Source organism: Streptomyces sp. NPDC018000 (assembly GCF_044328025.1).
Lineage (GTDB): Bacteria > Actinomycetota > Actinomycetes > Streptomycetales > Streptomycetaceae > Streptomyces.
The window spans coordinates 1-14,571 of the sequence record NZ_JBIRGM010000014.1; the positions used below are offsets into that span (position 1 = coordinate 1).

17 protein-coding genes and 1 pseudogene are annotated in these 14,571 nt (G+C 68.0%); 9 read left to right on the top strand and 9 right to left on the bottom strand.

What is annotated here, in order from left to right; all coding sequences use genetic code 11:
• From ACH4EW_RS24145 to ACH4EW_RS24155, 3 genes are all read right to left on the bottom strand, one after another.
• The coding region (locus tag ACH4EW_RS24145) for an electron transfer flavoprotein subunit beta/FixA family protein (protein WP_398260136.1) at positions 1 to 311 on the bottom strand (311 nt) is incomplete at its 3' end.
• 201 nt (positions 312 to 512) lie between these two features.
• Positions 513 to 1,019 (bottom strand): flavin reductase family protein, encoded by a 507-nt coding sequence (locus tag ACH4EW_RS24150; RefSeq protein ID WP_398260138.1) that lies wholly within the window; start codon positions 1,017 to 1,019, stop codon positions 513 to 515.
• Positions 1,020 to 1,215: 196 nt separating this feature from the next.
• Positions 1,216 to 1,542: a TlpA family protein disulfide reductase gene (locus ACH4EW_RS24155; protein WP_398260140.1), complete on the bottom strand. Its 327-nt coding sequence runs from the start codon at positions 1,540 to 1,542 to the stop codon at positions 1,216 to 1,218.
• A gap of 218 nt (positions 1,543 to 1,760) precedes the next feature.
• Here ACH4EW_RS24155 and ACH4EW_RS24160 point away from each other — a divergent pair, with 218 nt between their 5' ends.
• Positions 1,761 to 2,483 (top strand): lysophospholipid acyltransferase family protein, encoded by a 723-nt coding sequence (locus tag ACH4EW_RS24160; RefSeq protein WP_398260142.1) that lies wholly within the window; start codon positions 1,761 to 1,763, stop codon positions 2,481 to 2,483.
• 30 nt (positions 2,484 to 2,513) lie between these two features.
• On the opposite strand, the gene ACH4EW_RS24165 is transcribed toward ACH4EW_RS24160, so the two are convergent.
• The 4 genes from ACH4EW_RS24165 to ACH4EW_RS24180 all read right to left on the bottom strand — a co-directional run bounded on the left by ACH4EW_RS24165 (position 2,514) and on the right by ACH4EW_RS24180 (position 6,752).
• Positions 2,514 to 3,206, bottom strand: coding sequence for a B3/4 domain-containing protein (locus tag ACH4EW_RS24165; RefSeq protein ID WP_398260144.1), 693 nt, complete (start codon positions 3,204 to 3,206; stop codon positions 2,514 to 2,516).
• Between the two features lie 296 nt (positions 3,207 to 3,502).
• Positions 3,503 to 4,582 (bottom strand): threonine aldolase family protein, encoded by a 1,080-nt coding sequence (locus tag ACH4EW_RS24170; protein ID WP_398260146.1) that lies wholly within the window; start codon positions 4,580 to 4,582, stop codon positions 3,503 to 3,505.
• Complete coding sequence (locus tag ACH4EW_RS24175; RefSeq protein WP_398260148.1) at positions 4,561 to 5,328, bottom strand: SDR family NAD(P)-dependent oxidoreductase; 768 nt, start codon at positions 5,326 to 5,328, stop codon at positions 4,561 to 4,563. The genes ACH4EW_RS24170 and ACH4EW_RS24175 overlap by 22 nt, the downstream gene beginning before the upstream one ends.
• Before the next feature lie 26 nt (positions 5,329 to 5,354).
• A complete protein-coding gene (locus tag ACH4EW_RS24180; protein ID WP_398260150.1) occupies positions 5,355 to 6,752 on the bottom strand; it encodes a DUF6421 family protein in 1,398 nt (465 codons plus the stop codon).
• A gap of 387 nt (positions 6,753 to 7,139) precedes the next feature.
• Here ACH4EW_RS24180 and ACH4EW_RS24185 point away from each other — a divergent pair, with 387 nt between their 5' ends.
• Positions 7,140 to 7,790, top strand: coding sequence for a glycerophosphodiester phosphodiesterase (locus ACH4EW_RS24185; RefSeq protein ID WP_398260406.1), 651 nt, complete (start codon positions 7,140 to 7,142; stop codon positions 7,788 to 7,790).
• Positions 7,791 to 7,802: 12 nt separating this feature from the next.
• On the opposite strand, the gene ACH4EW_RS24190 is transcribed toward ACH4EW_RS24185, so the two are convergent.
• Positions 7,803 to 8,354, bottom strand: a complete 552-nt coding sequence (locus ACH4EW_RS24190) for a GNAT family N-acetyltransferase (protein ID WP_398260152.1) — start codon at positions 8,352 to 8,354, stop codon at positions 7,803 to 7,805.
• 125 nt (positions 8,355 to 8,479) lie between these two features.
• Here ACH4EW_RS24190 and ACH4EW_RS24195 point away from each other — a divergent pair, with 125 nt between their 5' ends.
• The 6 genes and pseudogenes from ACH4EW_RS24195 (at position 8,480) to ACH4EW_RS24220 (ending at position 12,061) form a co-directional block, all read left to right on the top strand.
• Positions 8,480 to 8,866 carry a VOC family protein gene (locus ACH4EW_RS24195; protein WP_398260154.1) on the top strand — a complete coding sequence of 129 codons (387 nt, stop codon included), beginning with the start codon at positions 8,480 to 8,482 and terminating at the stop codon, positions 8,864 to 8,866.
• Between the two features lie 342 nt (positions 8,867 to 9,208).
• Positions 9,209 to 9,790 (top strand): DUF5134 domain-containing protein, encoded by a 582-nt coding sequence (locus ACH4EW_RS24200; RefSeq protein ID WP_398260156.1) that lies wholly within the window; start codon positions 9,209 to 9,211, stop codon positions 9,788 to 9,790.
• Positions 9,791 to 9,876: 86 nt separating this feature from the next.
• Positions 9,877 to 10,812: a M56 family metallopeptidase gene (locus ACH4EW_RS24205; RefSeq protein ID WP_398260158.1), complete on the top strand. Its 936-nt coding sequence runs from the start codon at positions 9,877 to 9,879 to the stop codon at positions 10,810 to 10,812.
• Positions 10,813 to 10,845: 33 nt separating this feature from the next.
• Positions 10,846 to 11,544 carry a phosphatase PAP2 family protein gene (locus tag ACH4EW_RS24210; RefSeq protein ID WP_398260160.1) on the top strand — a complete coding sequence of 233 codons (699 nt, stop codon included), beginning with the start codon at positions 10,846 to 10,848 and terminating at the stop codon, positions 11,542 to 11,544.
• Positions 11,545 to 11,596: 52 nt separating this feature from the next.
• Positions 11,597 to 11,812 (top strand): annotated as a pseudogene (locus tag ACH4EW_RS24215) (HAD hydrolase-like protein); the annotation flags it as partial.
• Between the two features lie 69 nt (positions 11,813 to 11,881).
• Positions 11,882 to 12,061 (top strand): hypothetical protein, encoded by a 180-nt coding sequence (locus tag ACH4EW_RS24220; protein WP_398260162.1) that lies wholly within the window; start codon positions 11,882 to 11,884, stop codon positions 12,059 to 12,061.
• A gap of 105 nt (positions 12,062 to 12,166) precedes the next feature.
• Here ACH4EW_RS24220 and ACH4EW_RS24225 read toward each other — a convergent pair whose 3' ends face one another.
• Positions 12,167 to 13,657: an LVIVD repeat-containing protein gene (locus tag ACH4EW_RS24225; protein ID WP_398260164.1), complete on the bottom strand. Its 1,491-nt coding sequence runs from the start codon at positions 13,655 to 13,657 to the stop codon at positions 12,167 to 12,169.
• 157 nt (positions 13,658 to 13,814) lie between these two features.
• Between ACH4EW_RS24225 and ACH4EW_RS24230 the strand changes: the two genes are divergently transcribed.
• The gene (locus tag ACH4EW_RS24230; protein ID WP_398260166.1) at positions 13,815 to 14,501 is read left to right on the top strand and encodes a DUF305 domain-containing protein; all 687 of its coding nucleotides are present in this window, start codon (positions 13,815 to 13,817) and stop codon (positions 14,499 to 14,501) included.
• Positions 14,502 to 14,571 lie beyond the last annotated feature (70 nt).

Sequence of the window (14,571 nt, forward strand, 5' to 3'; positions counted from 1 at the left end):
GTACCCATCACATCACTGCCGTGCAGATCATCGTCCTCGACATGAACGGCCTTGTCCGCACCCATCGACAACGCCTTGCGCAACGCGTCCTTGGCATCCTCCGGACCCACCGTCAGCACGGTGACCTCCGCATCATCACCACCCTGCCGGCGCTCCTCCGCGATCTGCAGCGCCTGCTCCACCGCGTACTCGTCGAGCTCCGACAGCAGACCGTCCACATCCTCACGGTCCAGCGTCAGATCATCAGCGAAGTGCCGGTCGCCAGTGGCGTCGGGCACATACTTCACACAGACAACGATCCTCAAGCTCACGCCGGCTCTCCTACTGCATCGTCATTTCTGGGCTGCCTTGTTGCACGCAGCATAGGCGCCTGATGGGGCAGTTTCCGGTCGGGGCGACCGATGCTCCGAAGGAAATATTACTAGCCAGTACACCCAGTGTTTCACCCATGAGCAAGCGCTTGGAACTGTGATCTGGCCAACGTGCGGCGCCTATGTGCCGCTTGGGAATCCTCAGTCCCGCAGAGCGGTGAATCGGCCCTGGTGATAGAGGAGTGGGCGACCTCCTCCGACCGGGTCGCCGGCCACGGCCTCCGCGATCACGATCCGGTGGTCCCCCGCCGGGATCCTGGCCACCACGCGGCAGACCAGCCACGCCAGCACGCCGTCGAGCACCGGCACACCTTCGGGCCCACTGCGCCAATAGGTGGACGGGCCGAACCGGTCGGCGCCGCTACGGGCAAAAGTGGCGGCCAGCTCCTGCTGGTGCTCACCGAGTATGTGGATGCCGATGTGCTCGGCCTCGGCCACGACCGGCCAGCTGGAGGACGAGGTCCCCACACCGAAGGAGATCAGCGGCGGCTCGGCGGCGACGGAGTTGAGAGATGTTGCGGTGAAGCCGACCGGCCGGTCACCTGCGGCGGTGATCACTGCCACACCGGCGGCGTGCTGCCGGAAGACCGAGCGGAGGAGTTCGGGGGATGCCGTGCGGGAGGCACCGAGCTCGGGCGAAGCCGTCATGGAGATGTCCTTCTGCGGAGGAGGCGTACGGGACTGTGGTTGCTCAGACACCCGGACAGCGCCCACTCGCGTTGCGGACCGGATCCACATGGACCCGGCCATGGAGAAGGAGTTTCGGCGGCATGGCGTCAGAGTGACGATGCGTGGTCGATGCAGTCAAGAGCGTTCCGTAATGTGGGAGATACGTCACTGTCCGTCACATCACCTGCCCCAGTGCGGCGACGACATCGGCGGTGCGCGGCTGTCCGGCAGCCCGGCGGACGATCCGGCCGGTGGCGTCGAGGACCAGTACGGTCGGCGTCCGACTGATCTCCAGCTCGCGCACGAGAGTGAGATGCGCCTCGGCGTCGATCTCTACATGGGCGACGCCGTCCACCATGCGCGCCACCTCTGCGAGAGTGCGGCGGGTGGCCCTGCAGGGCTGACAGAACGCACTGGAGAACTGCACAAGAGTTGCCCGCTCGCCCAATTCCACGCCGAGTTGGGCCGCGTCCAGCGCTCCCTCGCGTGTCTGTCCGTGCACCTTCGGCCTCCTGTCAGAGCTCATCGCAAGAGGTCAGCACCACCGGGCACCGAGACATTCCCGTCGGTTCCACGTGACGAGAATCTCGCGGCCCGCGCCCTCGGAGACTGGCCACCGCGTCGCGCATGGGGCACGATCGGCGCAATGCCGAAAACCTACGGCTGCGTAACTTCCGCCGGGAGACCCCTCCTCAGGCGCAGAAGAAGGGTCTTCCCCAGATGGCAGAACTCGTCTATCGGCCGGTCATTGGCGCCGCTCGTACGTTGTTCAAGGCGCTTGACCTGAAGATCGACACTCAGGGTTCCGAGCACATCCCGAAGACCGGTGGCGCGGTACTGGTCAGCAACCACATCAGCTATCTGGACTTCATCTTCACCGGGCTCGCGGCGCTGCCACAGAAGCGTCTCGTCCGCTTCATGGCGAAGGAATCGGTCTTCCGGCACAAGGTCTCGGGCCCGCTGATGCGTGGCATGAAGCACATCCCTGTCGACCGCAAGCAGGGCGAGGACGCATACGCGCACGCTCTGGCCTCGCTGCGTGCCGGCGAGATCGTCGGTGTGTTCCCCGAGGCCACGATCTCGCAGTCGTTCACGCTGAAGAGCTTCAAGTCGGGCGCTGCCCGGCTGGCTCAGGAGGCCGGCGTACCGCTGATCCCGATGGCGCTGTGGGGGACGCAGCGGCTGTGGACCAAGGACCGGCCGCGCAATCTCAAGCGCAACCACATCCCGGTGACGATCCGGGTCGGCGAGCCGGTGGCGGCCCCCACCGACCAGTACGCGGGCGCGATCACCCGGCGGCTGCGGGAGCAGGTCCAGGAGCTCCTCGAAGCGGCTCAGCGCGCCTATCCCGTGCGCCCGAAGGACGCGAGCGACACCTGGTGGGTGCCCTCGCACCTCGGCGGTACGGCTCCGACGCCCGCCGAGGTGCGCGAGAAGAGCTGACGCGGCCCGCTCACGGCCACGACCGAAATATCACTCCGGGGTGCCGACGGTGATCCGCGCCCCGGGGTTCAGCTTCTCCAGCCACTCGGCAAGTTCGGCGCCCGCGGCTTCGAGTTCACCGATCGTCATGGGAACGAGGCGCTCCAGCAGGAATACCGCGTTCACGGACTCCTCGGTGAGCCGGGTGCGCACACCCTGTCGCCAGTTCCAGCGACGGCAGGTGACGCCCTCGTCGTCGCACCAGACGACTTCGCCGGGCTCGGGGTGCTCCACGGTCTCCTCACCGCCGGCGACAGTGGGGAAAGGCTCCTGGCCGGTGGAACGCACGAGCCGCATGGTGCCGTTGATGCGGTCGGTGTCCTCACCGCCGACCGGGATCAGGTGGGCGACGCTGATTGCGTTGTAGAGGTCGACCAGGAGATTGATGCGCGGCAGCCCGGCGTCGGTGAGCGCGCGCCGGGCCAGGGCTTCGGCGGAGTTGCGGGTGCGTGAGGGCTTGGCACCGAAGGCGGTGTAGGTGTCGCGCCAGGCGGCGAGGTGGGGGTCCTGGTGCGGGGCCCGGCCGTCGAGTCGCTCGGCCATGCGGCGGGCCGCCTCGTCCAGCAGGGCCGAACTGTCTTCGTTGCTGGGCCCATTGACCAGGCCGCGCGCTTCGACCGCGAGGTGGGTAAAGCTGGGGGCGAGGGTGCGTACGTCGTCGGAGACGGTGAACGTCAGAGTCATCGGCTGCCTTGCCTCGGGACGGGATCTCAGAGCTCTGCAGGGAGAGTGCGCCACAGCTGCGTGCGGTCCTCGGCGGACCGGAGGCCGCGCAGCACCGCCGGATGCGGTGCTGTATAGAGTACTGGATAGTCCACTTCATTGAACTCCGGAGGGACGGGCCACGCCAGCCGCTCCTCGCCGAGCGAGAAGTGGGCATCGACACCCGGTGCTGGATCAGCCCCATGACCGCCGAGTGTAAGTAAGCGGCCGACCGGATGCCAATGACTTTCCGATCGACCGCATACTTATTCAGTTGGCTACTTTGCCATCTCTTCCTTCAGCGCAAGGACGAATGCGTCGACATCGTCCTCCGTGGTGTCGAAGGAGCACATCCAGCGCACATCACCGGCGGCCTCGTCCCAGAAGTAGAAGCGGAAGCGCTTCTGCAGCCGCTCGCTCACGTCGTGCGGCAGCCGGGCGAAAACGGCGTTGGCCTGGACAGGGTGGAGGATCTCCACGCCGTCCACCGCACGCACGCCCTCCGCGAGGCGCTGTGCCATCGCGTTGGCGTGCCGGGCGTTGCGCAGCCAGAGGTCTCCGGCAAGCAGGGCCTCCAGCTGTACGGAGACAAAACGCATCTTCGAGGCGAGCTGCATCGACAGCTTGCGCAGGTGCTTCATGGCGCGGACGGCGTCCGGGTTCAGGACGACCACGGCCTCGCCGAAGATCGCCCCGTTCTTCGTGCCGCCGAAGGAGAGGACGTCGACGCCGACGGTGTTGGTGAACGTACACATCGGTACGTCCAGCGACGCCGCGGCGTTGGCTATGCGGGCCCCGTCCAGGTGAACCGTCATGCCGTGGCCATGCGCGTGGTCGCAGATGGCGCGGATCTCGTCAGGTGTGTAGACCGTGCCCAGCTCGGTGTTCTGGGTGATCGAGACGACCTGCGGCATGGCACGGTGCTCGTCGTCCCAGCCGTACGCCTGCCGGTCGATGAGCTCGGGCGTGAGCTTGCCGTCCGGGGTGGGCACGGTGAGCAGCTTGAGGCCGCCCACCCGTTCCGGGGCGCCGCCCTCGTCGACGTTGATGTGGGCGGACTCGGCGCAGATCACCGCGCCCCAGCGGTCGGTCATCGCCTGGAGGGAGACGACGTTGGCGCCGGTTCCGTTGAAGACCGGAAAGGCTTCTGCGGTCGGGCCGAAGTGACTGCGCATGACGCGCTGGAGGTGCTCGGTGTAGTCGTCCTCGCCGTAGGCGATCTGGTGACCGCCGTTGGCGAGGGCGATGGCCGCGAGGATCTCCGGGTGCGTGCCCGCGTAGTTATCACTGGCGAAACCGCGTACCTGCGGGTCGTGGTGGCGTCGCGCGTCGGTCTTTACGGTTGCGGGGTCAGCCACAGGCGCTTTCCGTTCACTTCCGGGGCGGGCCGGTCCCAGACGCCGACGATGGCATCGGCCAGCTCCTTGACGTCGGTGAAGCCCGCGAATTTCGCATTGGGGCGCTCGGCGCGCATCGCGTCGTGCACCAGTGCCTTGACGACCAGGATCGCAGCCGCGGTCCTGGGACCTGCGTCGCCCCCCGCTTTACGGAAGGAGTCCGCGAGCGCGAGCGTCCAGGCCTCGGCCGCCGCCTTCGACGCGGCATAGGCTGCGTTTCCCGCAGTGGGCTTGCTCGCCCCGGCCGCACTGATCAGCACATAGCGGCCACGGTCGCTGCGCTGCAGACCCTCCTGGAAGGCCAGTGAGGTGTGCTGGACCGTGCGGATCAGCAGCTTCTCCAGCAAGTTCCAGTCGGCGAGGTCGGTCTCGGCGAAGGTGGCGCTGCCGCGCCAGCCGCCGACGAGGTGGACCAGGCCGTCGATCCGGCCGAATTCCTTCTCCGTCTTGTCCGCCCATTCACGGGCGGCAGCGAGGTCCAGCAGATCGACGGTGTCACCAGTGACCGTGGCGCCGCCGTGGGCGTAACGCGCGGCGTCGACCGCCTCGGCCAGGCGGGTGGCATCGGCGTCGGACGCGACAACGGTCGCACCGGCCTCGGCGAGCCTCAGCAAGGTGGCCCGGCCGGCCGGGCCCGCGGCCCCGGCGACCGCGACCACGGCACCTTCGAGAGCACCGCTCCCGTTGCCCTTGCCGTTTCCGTTCATGACCACCGCCTCCTCAAACCCGGCGCTCACGCGGCTGCCCGCTCGGCATCCGCGGCGGTGATCCCCTTGGTCGAGGCGATCACGTTCTTCAGCTTCTTGGAGAGCGCCTCATAGAACATGCTCAGGGGAAACTCGTCCGGAAGCACGTCGTCGACGAGCTTCCGCGGCGGCTGGGAGAGATCCAGCGCGTCCGGGCCCTTGGCCCAGCGGGAGCCCGGGTGCGGGGCGAGGTAGGTCGAGACCAGGTCGTAGGCGGCGAACCAGTGGACGAGCTTGGGGCGGTCGATGCCGTCTCGGTACAGCTTCTCGATCTCGGTGCAGAGCTGGTTGGTGATCTGCGGGGCTCGGTCCCAGTCGATCCTCAGCGTGTTGTCGGTCCAGCGGATCACGTCGTGCTTGTGGAGGTACGCGAAGAGCAGCTGGCCGCCGAGGCCGTCGTAGTTGCGGACGCGCTCGCCGGTGACGGGGAAGCGGAACATCCGGTCGAACAGCACGGCGTACTGCACATCGCGGCCCTGGGGGAAGCCGTCGGCCTCCAGCTTCACGGCCTCCTTGAAGGCGGTGAGGTCGCAGCGCAGCTCTTCGAGCCCGTACATCCAGAACGGCTGGCGCTGCTTGATCATGAAGGGGTCGAACGGCAGGTCGCCGTGGCTGTGGGTGCGGTCGTGAACCATGTCCCAGAGCACGAATGCCTGCTCACAGCGCTGCTGGTCGCCGACCATCTCGTGGATGTCGTCGGGCAGCTCGACGCCGAGCAGATCGACCGACGCCTCGGTGACCCGGCGGAAGCGGGCGGCCTCGCGGTCGCAGAAGATCCCGCCCCAGCTGAAGCGCTCGGGAGCCTCGCGCACGGCGACGGTCTCCGGGAAGAGCACCGCGGAGTTGGTGTCGTAGCCCGAGGTGAAGTCCTCGAAGGTGATGCCGCAGAACAGCGGGTTGTCGTAGCGGGTGGCTTCGAGCTCGGCCAGCCACTCGGGCCAGACCATCCGCAGCACGACCGCTTCGAGGTTGCGGTCCGGGTTTCCGTTCTGTGTGTACATCGCGAAAACGACCAGGTGCTGAAGCCCGTCGGTGCGGTCCTTGGCCGGCTGGAAGGCGAGCAGCGAGTCGAGGAAGTCCGGCACGCCGAAGCCGTCCGTGGCCCAGCGACGCAGGTCCGTGACAAGCGCGCGGTGGTATGCGGCGTCGTGCGGAAGCAGCGGGGAGAGCTCCTCGACCGCGGCGATCACGCGGTCCAGCGTCGCCCGGGCGGCTGCCCGGGACGGCGCACCCTCGGCGTCGAAGTCGATGGAACCGTCCTTCGACTGCCAGGGGCGGATCTCCTCCACGGCATTCTTGAGCGCGGGCCAGGCAGGCTGATCGACCACCCGTTGGTCCGTAGCTTTGTCACCTGCGGCGACGTCGTGCACAAGAATTTCCGTCATAACACTTCCTCCACAGGAGAACCTCGCGTCAAGCAACCGTATCCATTTACGGTTCCTTCGGACAAGTGGACCTCAGAAGATTATTCTGCCGACCCCCAGCGCCACGGCGATTCTTCCTGCGCAGAGCCTTCTCTGCGAACGCTTCCGTCGGCCGGACCCACTGTGAGTGCCGCCGGCCTGCCCTGCCTCGTACGCATGAGCGGTCAAGCCATGCAGGGCGCGCCCACGCATGAGTGACACGAGTGGTTCCCTCTCGTGGGGTGGAACATCGGGCTGCCGAATTGCCGCAATGCCGTGGCGCCTCGTGGGTAGGAGCCGCACGCGGGAAGACGCCGTCGACGGAAGCGAGTTGCCTTGTCTTTTTTCACCATCGGTCATCGCGGAGTGATGGGTGTCGAGCCGGAGAACACCCTGCGGTCGTTCGTCCATGCGGAACGGGCCGGGATGGACGCCATCGAATTGGACCTTCATCTGAGCAAGGACGGCGCACTGGCCGTCATGCACGACGCCGATGTCGACCGCACGACGGACGGCAGCGGTCCGATCGCCGAAAAGACCCTGTCCGAGCTGCGCGAACTCGATGCCGGGCAGGGCGAGCGCGTGCCGGTCTTCGAAGAGGTTCTCGACGCCGTACGGTCCCCCGTGCAGGCGGAGATCAAGGATGTGGCCGCGGCCCGCGCCCTGGCCGAAGTGATGCTGCAACGCGGTCTCGTCGACCGGGTCGAGGTGTCGTCGTTCCACGACGAAGCGGTCGCCGAGATCGCCCAACTGGTGCCGGGGGTGCGGACCGTGCTCATCGCGAGCCGCTGGCGGAGCGATGTGGTGGACCGGGCGAAGGCGGTGGGTGCGGCGACGCTGGCGCTGAATATCCGCCGCCTCACCCTGGAGGTGGTCGAGCAGGCGCACGCCGAAGGGCTGAAGGTCATCGGCTGGGTCGTGAACACCCAGGACCATCTGCGGCTGGTACGCGCCTTGCGGCTGGACGGCGCGACCACCGACTACCCGGAGATCCGCCGCGCCGGCCGCTTCACCGCTTGATGGCCGGCCCGGTCAGACGAGGCCCTTGATCAGCAGCTCGAACGCGAGATCGTCGCGCTGCGGAACGCCGAAGCGGTCGTCGCCGTACGGGAAGGGGCTGAGCTTTCCCGTACGGCGGTAGCCACGGCGCTCGTACCAGGCGATCAGCTCCTCGCGCACCGAGATCACGGTCATGTGCATCTCGGTCACCCCCCAGCTCTCCCGGACAGTGCGCTCGGCCTCGGCGATGATCACCTTGCCGAGACCGGCTCCCTGCAACTCGGGGCGGACCGCGAACATCCCGAAGTAGGCGGCGTCACCGCGATGTTCGAGCTGGCAGCAGGCGATGAGCGCACCGTCGCACTCCACCACGAGCATTCGGCTGCCGGGCGCTTCGACGACCTCCCGGACACCGTTCGGGTCGGTCCGCTGCCCCTGCAGGATGTCCGCCTCGGTGGTCCATCCGGCCCGGCTGGAGTCCCCGCGATACGCCGACTCGATCAGCGTCACGAGTGCCGGCACATCGGCGTCGGCCGCGTCGCGGAAGGTCAGCTGTCCCGAGTCCTGGGCAGGAGCTATGTCCATGGTGGCGGCTCTCCGTTTCTCTGGTGTGGCCGTGCCGAAGCAGGGTAGCCCGCGTGTTCCGGACCTAAGGGCTGTCCGGTGATCCGTGGCGGATCAGCTACGGGACAGCCCATAGAGTCTGGCGCATGGTTCATGTGCTGAGCAGCCGGATCCTGTTGCGTCCGGCCGATCCCGAGCGGTCACGGATCTTCTACGGCCAGTCCCTCGGGCTGCCCGTCTACCGGGAGTTCGGCACCGGCCCCGAGCGGGGCACGGTCTACTTCCTCGGCGGCGGCTTCCTGGAGGTCTCCGGGCGCGCCACCGCACCGCCGGTGCCCGGCCTCGAAATGTGGCTGCAGGTCGCGGACGTCCGGGCGGCGCATGAGGAGGTGTCGGCGGGTGGCGTCGAGGTGCTGCGGCCGCCGGTGCGCGAGCCGTGGGGGCTTGTCGAGATGTGGATCCGCGATCCGGACGGGCACAGAATCGTCATGGTGGAAGTGCCGGAGGGCCATCCACTGCGCTACCGGCCGTAGAAGTGCCGGTGCGGCGGCATTGCCGCCATGGGCGCGGTCCTCAGGCAGCGGGAACGCCCCCGAGTCCGTCGCGCTCAGCTGACAGAGCCGGCGGGAGCACACGGCGCGGCGGGAGACACCGCCTCCGCGCGCTCCCCGTGTACCTCAGTGCGCCGCGTACGACGGCCCGGGCCCGGGCATCGACTAAGAGCCTGTCGGGTGACCTTCGATCGGAGAGCGGACGCGGCACTAGGCCATTTCGGCGACGCCGGAAGCATGCTTGCCACGCCGCGTCCCCCCGCTCAGAGGTCGCCCGACAGGCTCTCAGGGGACCGACGCCGTACGTCCAGGGGGAGGTGCGCTGTGCACGGACCGGCGGTTTCCGGCTGGCTGCTCATGGCGCTGTGCGGAATGACGGGCGCGTCCTGCCTGCTGCGCACGCGCAGCGAGACCGGGGAGGGGCGCAGGACGGCGCGTGCGGAGGCGTTGATGGGCTTCGGCATGGCCGCCATGGCAGTGCCGACTGCCGTCGTGACACCGCCTGTGTGGGGGTGGGCGGTGTACGCAGTGCTGTTCGGCGCGGCCTCGTTGCGCGCGCTGTGGTTCTCCCTGCACAGCGGGCACCATCTGCACCATCTGGTCGGGTCGTCGGCGATGGTCTACATGGCACTGACGATGTCACCGGTCGGCGGAGGGGCGCACGGCGGGCACATGGGCCACGATGTCACGGCGACGGCCGCGGGCATCCCCCTGCTGACCGGACTGCTGTTGGCATACTACGCGGTGTATGTGCTGCGTTCGGGGGCGCGGTTGATACCGGTGGCCGCCGCGGCGGGCGGCGGTGGGGGGGCGGTCGGGGGCGGCTGGGGCGCATGGCCCGAGGTGGCTCTCGCCTGTCGGCTGATGATGGGGATCGGCATGTTCGCCATGCTGCTCACTCTGTGACACAGGGGGCAGGCCAAACCGTGGCGTGCATCACTTGCCGTGCACAGCCATACCCGTGGCTACCGCGCCACTCATAGGCTGATGCCATGTTGGTCTCCCTCGCGCTGCTGCTGCTCGGTGCCCTGACTGCCGTCGTGACTCCGCGTCTGATGGCGCGGGCACAGTGGCTGGAGCGCGAGCCCGTCGTTGCGCTGTGGGTCTGGCAGTGCGTGGTGGCCGGGGTGCTGCTCTCCTTCGCGCTCTCCATGACGTTCAGTGCGGCCGCGGCCTGGCAGGCGGTGCGCGGGCATGTGTTCGCACCGGCGCCGCGTGCCGTGGTGGAGGCGTATGCACTGGGCGGGCACGGGCGGTGGTCCGCTGCCATGGCCGTGCTGCTGGCGCTCGGCGGGGTGTGGACGGCGGCGATGCTGACCCGGGAGATCCACCGCGCCCAGGTGCGTCGCAGGCGGCGCCGCGCCGAATTGCTGGTGCGTTCCCCGCTGATGCCCGGGGAGGAGCCCGGCAGCGGCCGGCTCGTCGTGCTGGAGGGAGAGCGTCCGGATGCCTGGTGGCTGCCTGGCGCCGCACCTCAACTGGTCATCACGACCACCGCACTTCGCCGCCTGAAGGGACGTCAGCTGGATGCGGTGCTGGCTCACGAGCAGGGACACGCGAAGGCCCGGCATGACTGGCTGCTGCACTGTTCCGGCGCACTCGCGATCGGGTTTCCGCGGGTGCCGATGTTCGCGGCCTTCCGCGACGAGATGCACCGGCTGGTCGAACTGGCCGCGGACGATGTGGCATCGAGGCGCTTCGGACGGCTGACGATCGCTCTGGCCCTGGTGGAACTCAACGAGGACCGTGGCGTGTTCGGCCCGTGCCCGACGCCGGACGCTCAGCTGCCGCTGCGGGTGAACCGGCTGCTGACCCCGGTGGAGCGGCTCACCGCCGGCCGTCGGCTCCGGCTGACCGCGGCGGCCACCCTGGTACCGGTGGTTCCGCTTCTGGTGGCATTCATTCCAGGACTCAGCGCACTGGGATAGCCGGATGCGCGGATCGTCCGCGAAGATCACCCCATGCCATCCCCTCCGCTCGCCCCACCGGCCCGCATCCGTTCCGGCGTCACACCTTTCGGCATGGCCGTGGTCTGTGCTTCTGCCGCCCTGGTCCTGCTGATCCTGGTCGTCGTGCGCTGGCCGCCCCTCATGACGCTGGACCGTACAGTCGCGGAGGCCCTGCACCGGAGGGCGGTCGCCGAACCCGGCCTCGTCCACGCGAACCGGATCCTGACCGACTGGGTGTGGGATCCGTGGACCATGCGCGCCCTGATCGCGGTGGCCGTGGTGGCGCTGTGGTGGCGCGCGGAACGGGCACTCGCGGTGTGGGTGGCGGCGACGAGCGTGCTGTCGACTCTCCTGCAGCAGGGGCTGAAGTCCGCGGTCGGCCGGGAGCGGCCGCGGTGGCCCGACCCGGTGGATTCCGCCCATTACGCGGCGTTTCCCTCCGGGCACGCGATGACGGCGATGGTGAGCTGCGCTCTGCTGCTCTGGCTGCTGCGACGGCGCGGTACGGGTCCCTGGATGTGGCGGACAGCACTGGTGGTGGCCTGGGTTTCGGTGATCGGAGTGGGCATCACTCGGCTCTACCTGGGGGTCCACTGGTTGAGCGACGTCCTGGGCGGCTGGCTGCTGGGAGCGGCCCTGGTCGGGTTCTCCATCGCCGGATTCGCCCGGTACGAGGGGCGCGGCGGACCGGCCTTGCCACGGCGCTCCTGAACCGGGAAGGATCGCGTCCATGCAGATCAAGGGTGTGCTCTTCGATTTTACGAAGTACGGCGTCCAGAAGCCGGACACACAGCTCCTCCATACGGCCTGCACATATATAGGACAGGATCCGACGGATGTGGTGATGGTCGGCGACGACCGGCGCGCCGACGGCGGGGCGGCGGCGCTCGGCTGTGACGTGCGCTTTGTGCAGCATCTGCCGGTGGAGGAGCGGCCCGATGGGCTGCGGATGCTGGGACTGCTGCCGGGCGTTGCCTGAGAGACATGTGAGAGATGTCCTCGACGCCCAATGGGTCGGATTGTCACATCGGGGCCTTAGCCTGTACGTATGTCCCGTTCTCCGTGCTCCTCCGATTCCGTGCGTACCGCCGCCGTGGTGAACAAAGAGATTCGTGACCTGTGGCAGCGCTCCGGCGGCTGCCTGTCCCCGAAGGACGAGGAGCAGTACCAGCGGCTGCTGGTGGAATGGGCCGCGGCGACCGGCGGAAGCGCCAGGACCGCCGCCTGACGCAGGTGCCGAGTGCGTCCCGCCGGGCTGGGGATCCGCCCGGCGGGACGCACTCGGTGCGCGGTGGAGCAGGATGGTGTCGGCCGATCGGATGAACCCGGCGGATCAGCGGTCGAAGTAGTCCGGCTGCGTCTGAACATTGAGCTCGTCCAGCCGCACCCGCTTCGCCGGGTCGGTCCGCCGGTCGTCGAGCTTCAGGACGTCGAAGCCCTTGGCGATGTCGTTGGAGTAGATGTAGCCGTTGTAGTAGTACGCCGACCAGGGGCCGGCCGTGGTGACCGCGTCCGTGCTGACGGGGCCGCGCTCGAAGTAGCCGATCTCCTTCGGCTTCGAGGAGTTGGTGAAGTCCCACACCGAGACTCCGCCCTGGTACCAGGCCTGGACCATCAGGTCGCGGCCCTCGACCGGGATGATCGAACCGTTGTGGGCGACACAGACCTCCGTGTCGGCCTGCGGACGGTCGATCTTGAAGTAGCTGCGGAAGACCAGCTTGCGGTGGTCTCCCCTGCCTACGATGTCGTAGATGCCGTCGGCGCCGCGCTTCGGGCCGACCTCCTCGTTGCAGGTGGCTGCGCCACCGCCGCCGAGTTCATCGGTGAAGACGACCTTGTCGGCCTTCTGGTTGAACGTCGCGGAGTGCCAGAACGCGAAGTTCACATTGTCCTGCACCCGGTCGATGATCTTCGGGTTCTCCGGGTCCTTGATGGAGAACAGCAGACCGTCGCCCATGCAGGCACCGGCGGCCAGGTCCTTCGAGGGCAGCACCGTGATGTCGTGGCACCCGGTCGTCTTGGAGACGCCCGGGTTTGTGGGAGCGCCCGGGTTGCCGCCGTCCGGGAAGAGCACCGGGAAGTTCACGACCGCGGCCTTCTCGGGTGCCTTGCGCGGCACCTTGATGACGGAGATCCCGTCGTGCGGCGGCCGGCAGTCGGGGAAATTTTCGCTCGGCGAGTACGAGGAGACGTATACGTAGACGTTCTTGCGATCGGGGACCAGCGTGTGGGTGTGCGATCCGCAGGCGGTCTCGACGGCGGCGACATACTTCGGGTTGCGCTTGTCGCTGATGTCGAAGACCTTCATGCCCTCCCAGGAGGACTTCTCCGTGGCGGGCTGAGTGGTGCTGGTGCAGGAGTTGTCGCTGCGCGAGGAGTCGGTGGACAGGAAGAGCAGGTTTCCCGAAACCGAGACGTCGTTCTGCGACCCGGGGCACAGGACCTGCGCGACCGTCTCCGGGGACTTCGGATTGCTGATGTCGTAGATCCGGAAGCCGTCGTAGTTTCCTGCGAAGGCGTACTTCCCCTGGAAGGCCAGGTCCGTGTTCAGCCCCTTGAGCGCGTCCTTCGGAACGTTGGCCAGATGGGTGATGTTGCTGCTGTGGACGATCTCGTCCACGCCGGGTATCTCGCCGCTCCGGATGGCGGCCGCGGCTTCGGCTTCCTGGGCGGCGGAGACGGCGGTACGGGCGGTGGCCGTGTCACCGGGGCCGGGCGTCGCAGCCGCGGGGCCGGCCGTCAGCAGCGTGGCCAGCAGCCCGGCGGCTGCCACGGCCACACCCAGGCGCCTGCGCCGCGCCGGGCTCGTGTGCAACGAAATCACTGCGTCCTCCCATGTATCCGTACGTGGTTGAACGGTTCACGGACCCCGGCAGTATCGTCCCCCCACGGCTATCCCGACAGATGGCAACCGAGACGTAATGAAAGTTTCTGATCACTGTCGTGCAGAAGCGTGTTAGGACGGTTGGCAACCACCCCATATGGCAATGGAGGTCCACTTGTTGATCCGCCGTCGGACCATGTGTGTACGCAGATCCGTTCTCGCCGTGGCCGTCATGTCCACCGTGCTCACCCTGAGCGCATGCGATGAGGGAGGCGGTGACAACCCCACGAAGGCGCAGGCGGGCGGGGGGCCTTCGGTCGTGGCGCCCGGAAAACCGGGCGAGCCCGCGCGGACCCTGTCCGCCGAGGAGGCCGCGAAGGCCGCCGGGGACGACACCCCCAACTCGGCCGACTTCCGGTATGTGCAGATGATGATCCAACACCACGCCCAGGCACTGGAGTTGACGGGTCTCGTCCCCGCCCGCTCCGACTCCGCAGCGGTCGAGCGGCTCGCCGAGCGCATCACCGCAGGCCAGAAGCCGGAGATCGGAGCCATGGAGGGATGGCTCAAACACAATGGCGGAGAGAAGCGCAAGAGCGGCCACGATCACTCGGCGATGCCCGGAATGGCGGCCCCTGCGCAGCTCGAACAGTTGCGGACGGCGGACGGCGCGGCCTTCGACAAGCTCTTCCTGAAGTTGATGATCGCCCACCATCAGGGAGCGATCACGATGGCGACGGAAGTGCTCTCGCAGGGGAACAATGTGCAGGTCGAGGAGATGGCCGGGGACGTCGTCGCCCAGCAGACGGCGGAGATCGACAGAATGCGCGCGTTGTCGTCCTGACCGCATCCCGGGCGCGCCTCTCCCTCTCCCCGGCCGCCGGTGCCATGCTGGAGGCATCCTGCGGGAAGAG

Coding starts and splice junctions, on each gene's coding strand:
- ACH4EW_RS24150 (WP_398260138.1), bottom strand. CDS start 1,019: ATGACGGCTTCGCCCGAGCTCGGTGCCTCCCGCACGGCATCCCCCGAA.
- ACH4EW_RS24160 (WP_398260142.1), top strand. CDS start 1,761: ATGGCAGAACTCGTCTATCGGCCGGTCATTGGCGCCGCTCGTACGTTG.
- ACH4EW_RS24165 (WP_398260144.1), bottom strand. CDS start 3,206: ATGACTCTGACGTTCACCGTCTCCGACGACGTACGCACCCTCGCCCCC.
- ACH4EW_RS24175 (WP_398260148.1), bottom strand. CDS start 5,328: ATGAACGGAAACGGCAAGGGCAACGGGAGCGGTGCTCTCGAAGGTGCC.
- ACH4EW_RS24180 (WP_398260150.1), bottom strand. CDS start 6,752: ATGACGGAAATTCTTGTGCACGACGTCGCCGCAGGTGACAAAGCTACG.
- ACH4EW_RS24185 (WP_398260406.1), top strand. CDS start 7,140: ATGGGTGTCGAGCCGGAGAACACCCTGCGGTCGTTCGTCCATGCGGAA.
- ACH4EW_RS24190 (WP_398260152.1), bottom strand. CDS start 8,354: ATGGACATAGCTCCTGCCCAGGACTCGGGACAGCTGACCTTCCGCGAC.
- ACH4EW_RS24195 (WP_398260154.1), top strand. CDS start 8,480: ATGGTTCATGTGCTGAGCAGCCGGATCCTGTTGCGTCCGGCCGATCCC.
- ACH4EW_RS24205 (WP_398260158.1), top strand. CDS start 9,877: ATGTTGGTCTCCCTCGCGCTGCTGCTGCTCGGTGCCCTGACTGCCGTC.
- ACH4EW_RS24210 (WP_398260160.1), top strand. CDS start 10,846: ATGCCATCCCCTCCGCTCGCCCCACCGGCCCGCATCCGTTCCGGCGTC.
- ACH4EW_RS24220 (WP_398260162.1), top strand. CDS start 11,882: ATGTCCCGTTCTCCGTGCTCCTCCGATTCCGTGCGTACCGCCGCCGTG.
- ACH4EW_RS24230 (WP_398260166.1), top strand. CDS start 13,815: ATGGCAATGGAGGTCCACTTGTTGATCCGCCGTCGGACCATGTGTGTA.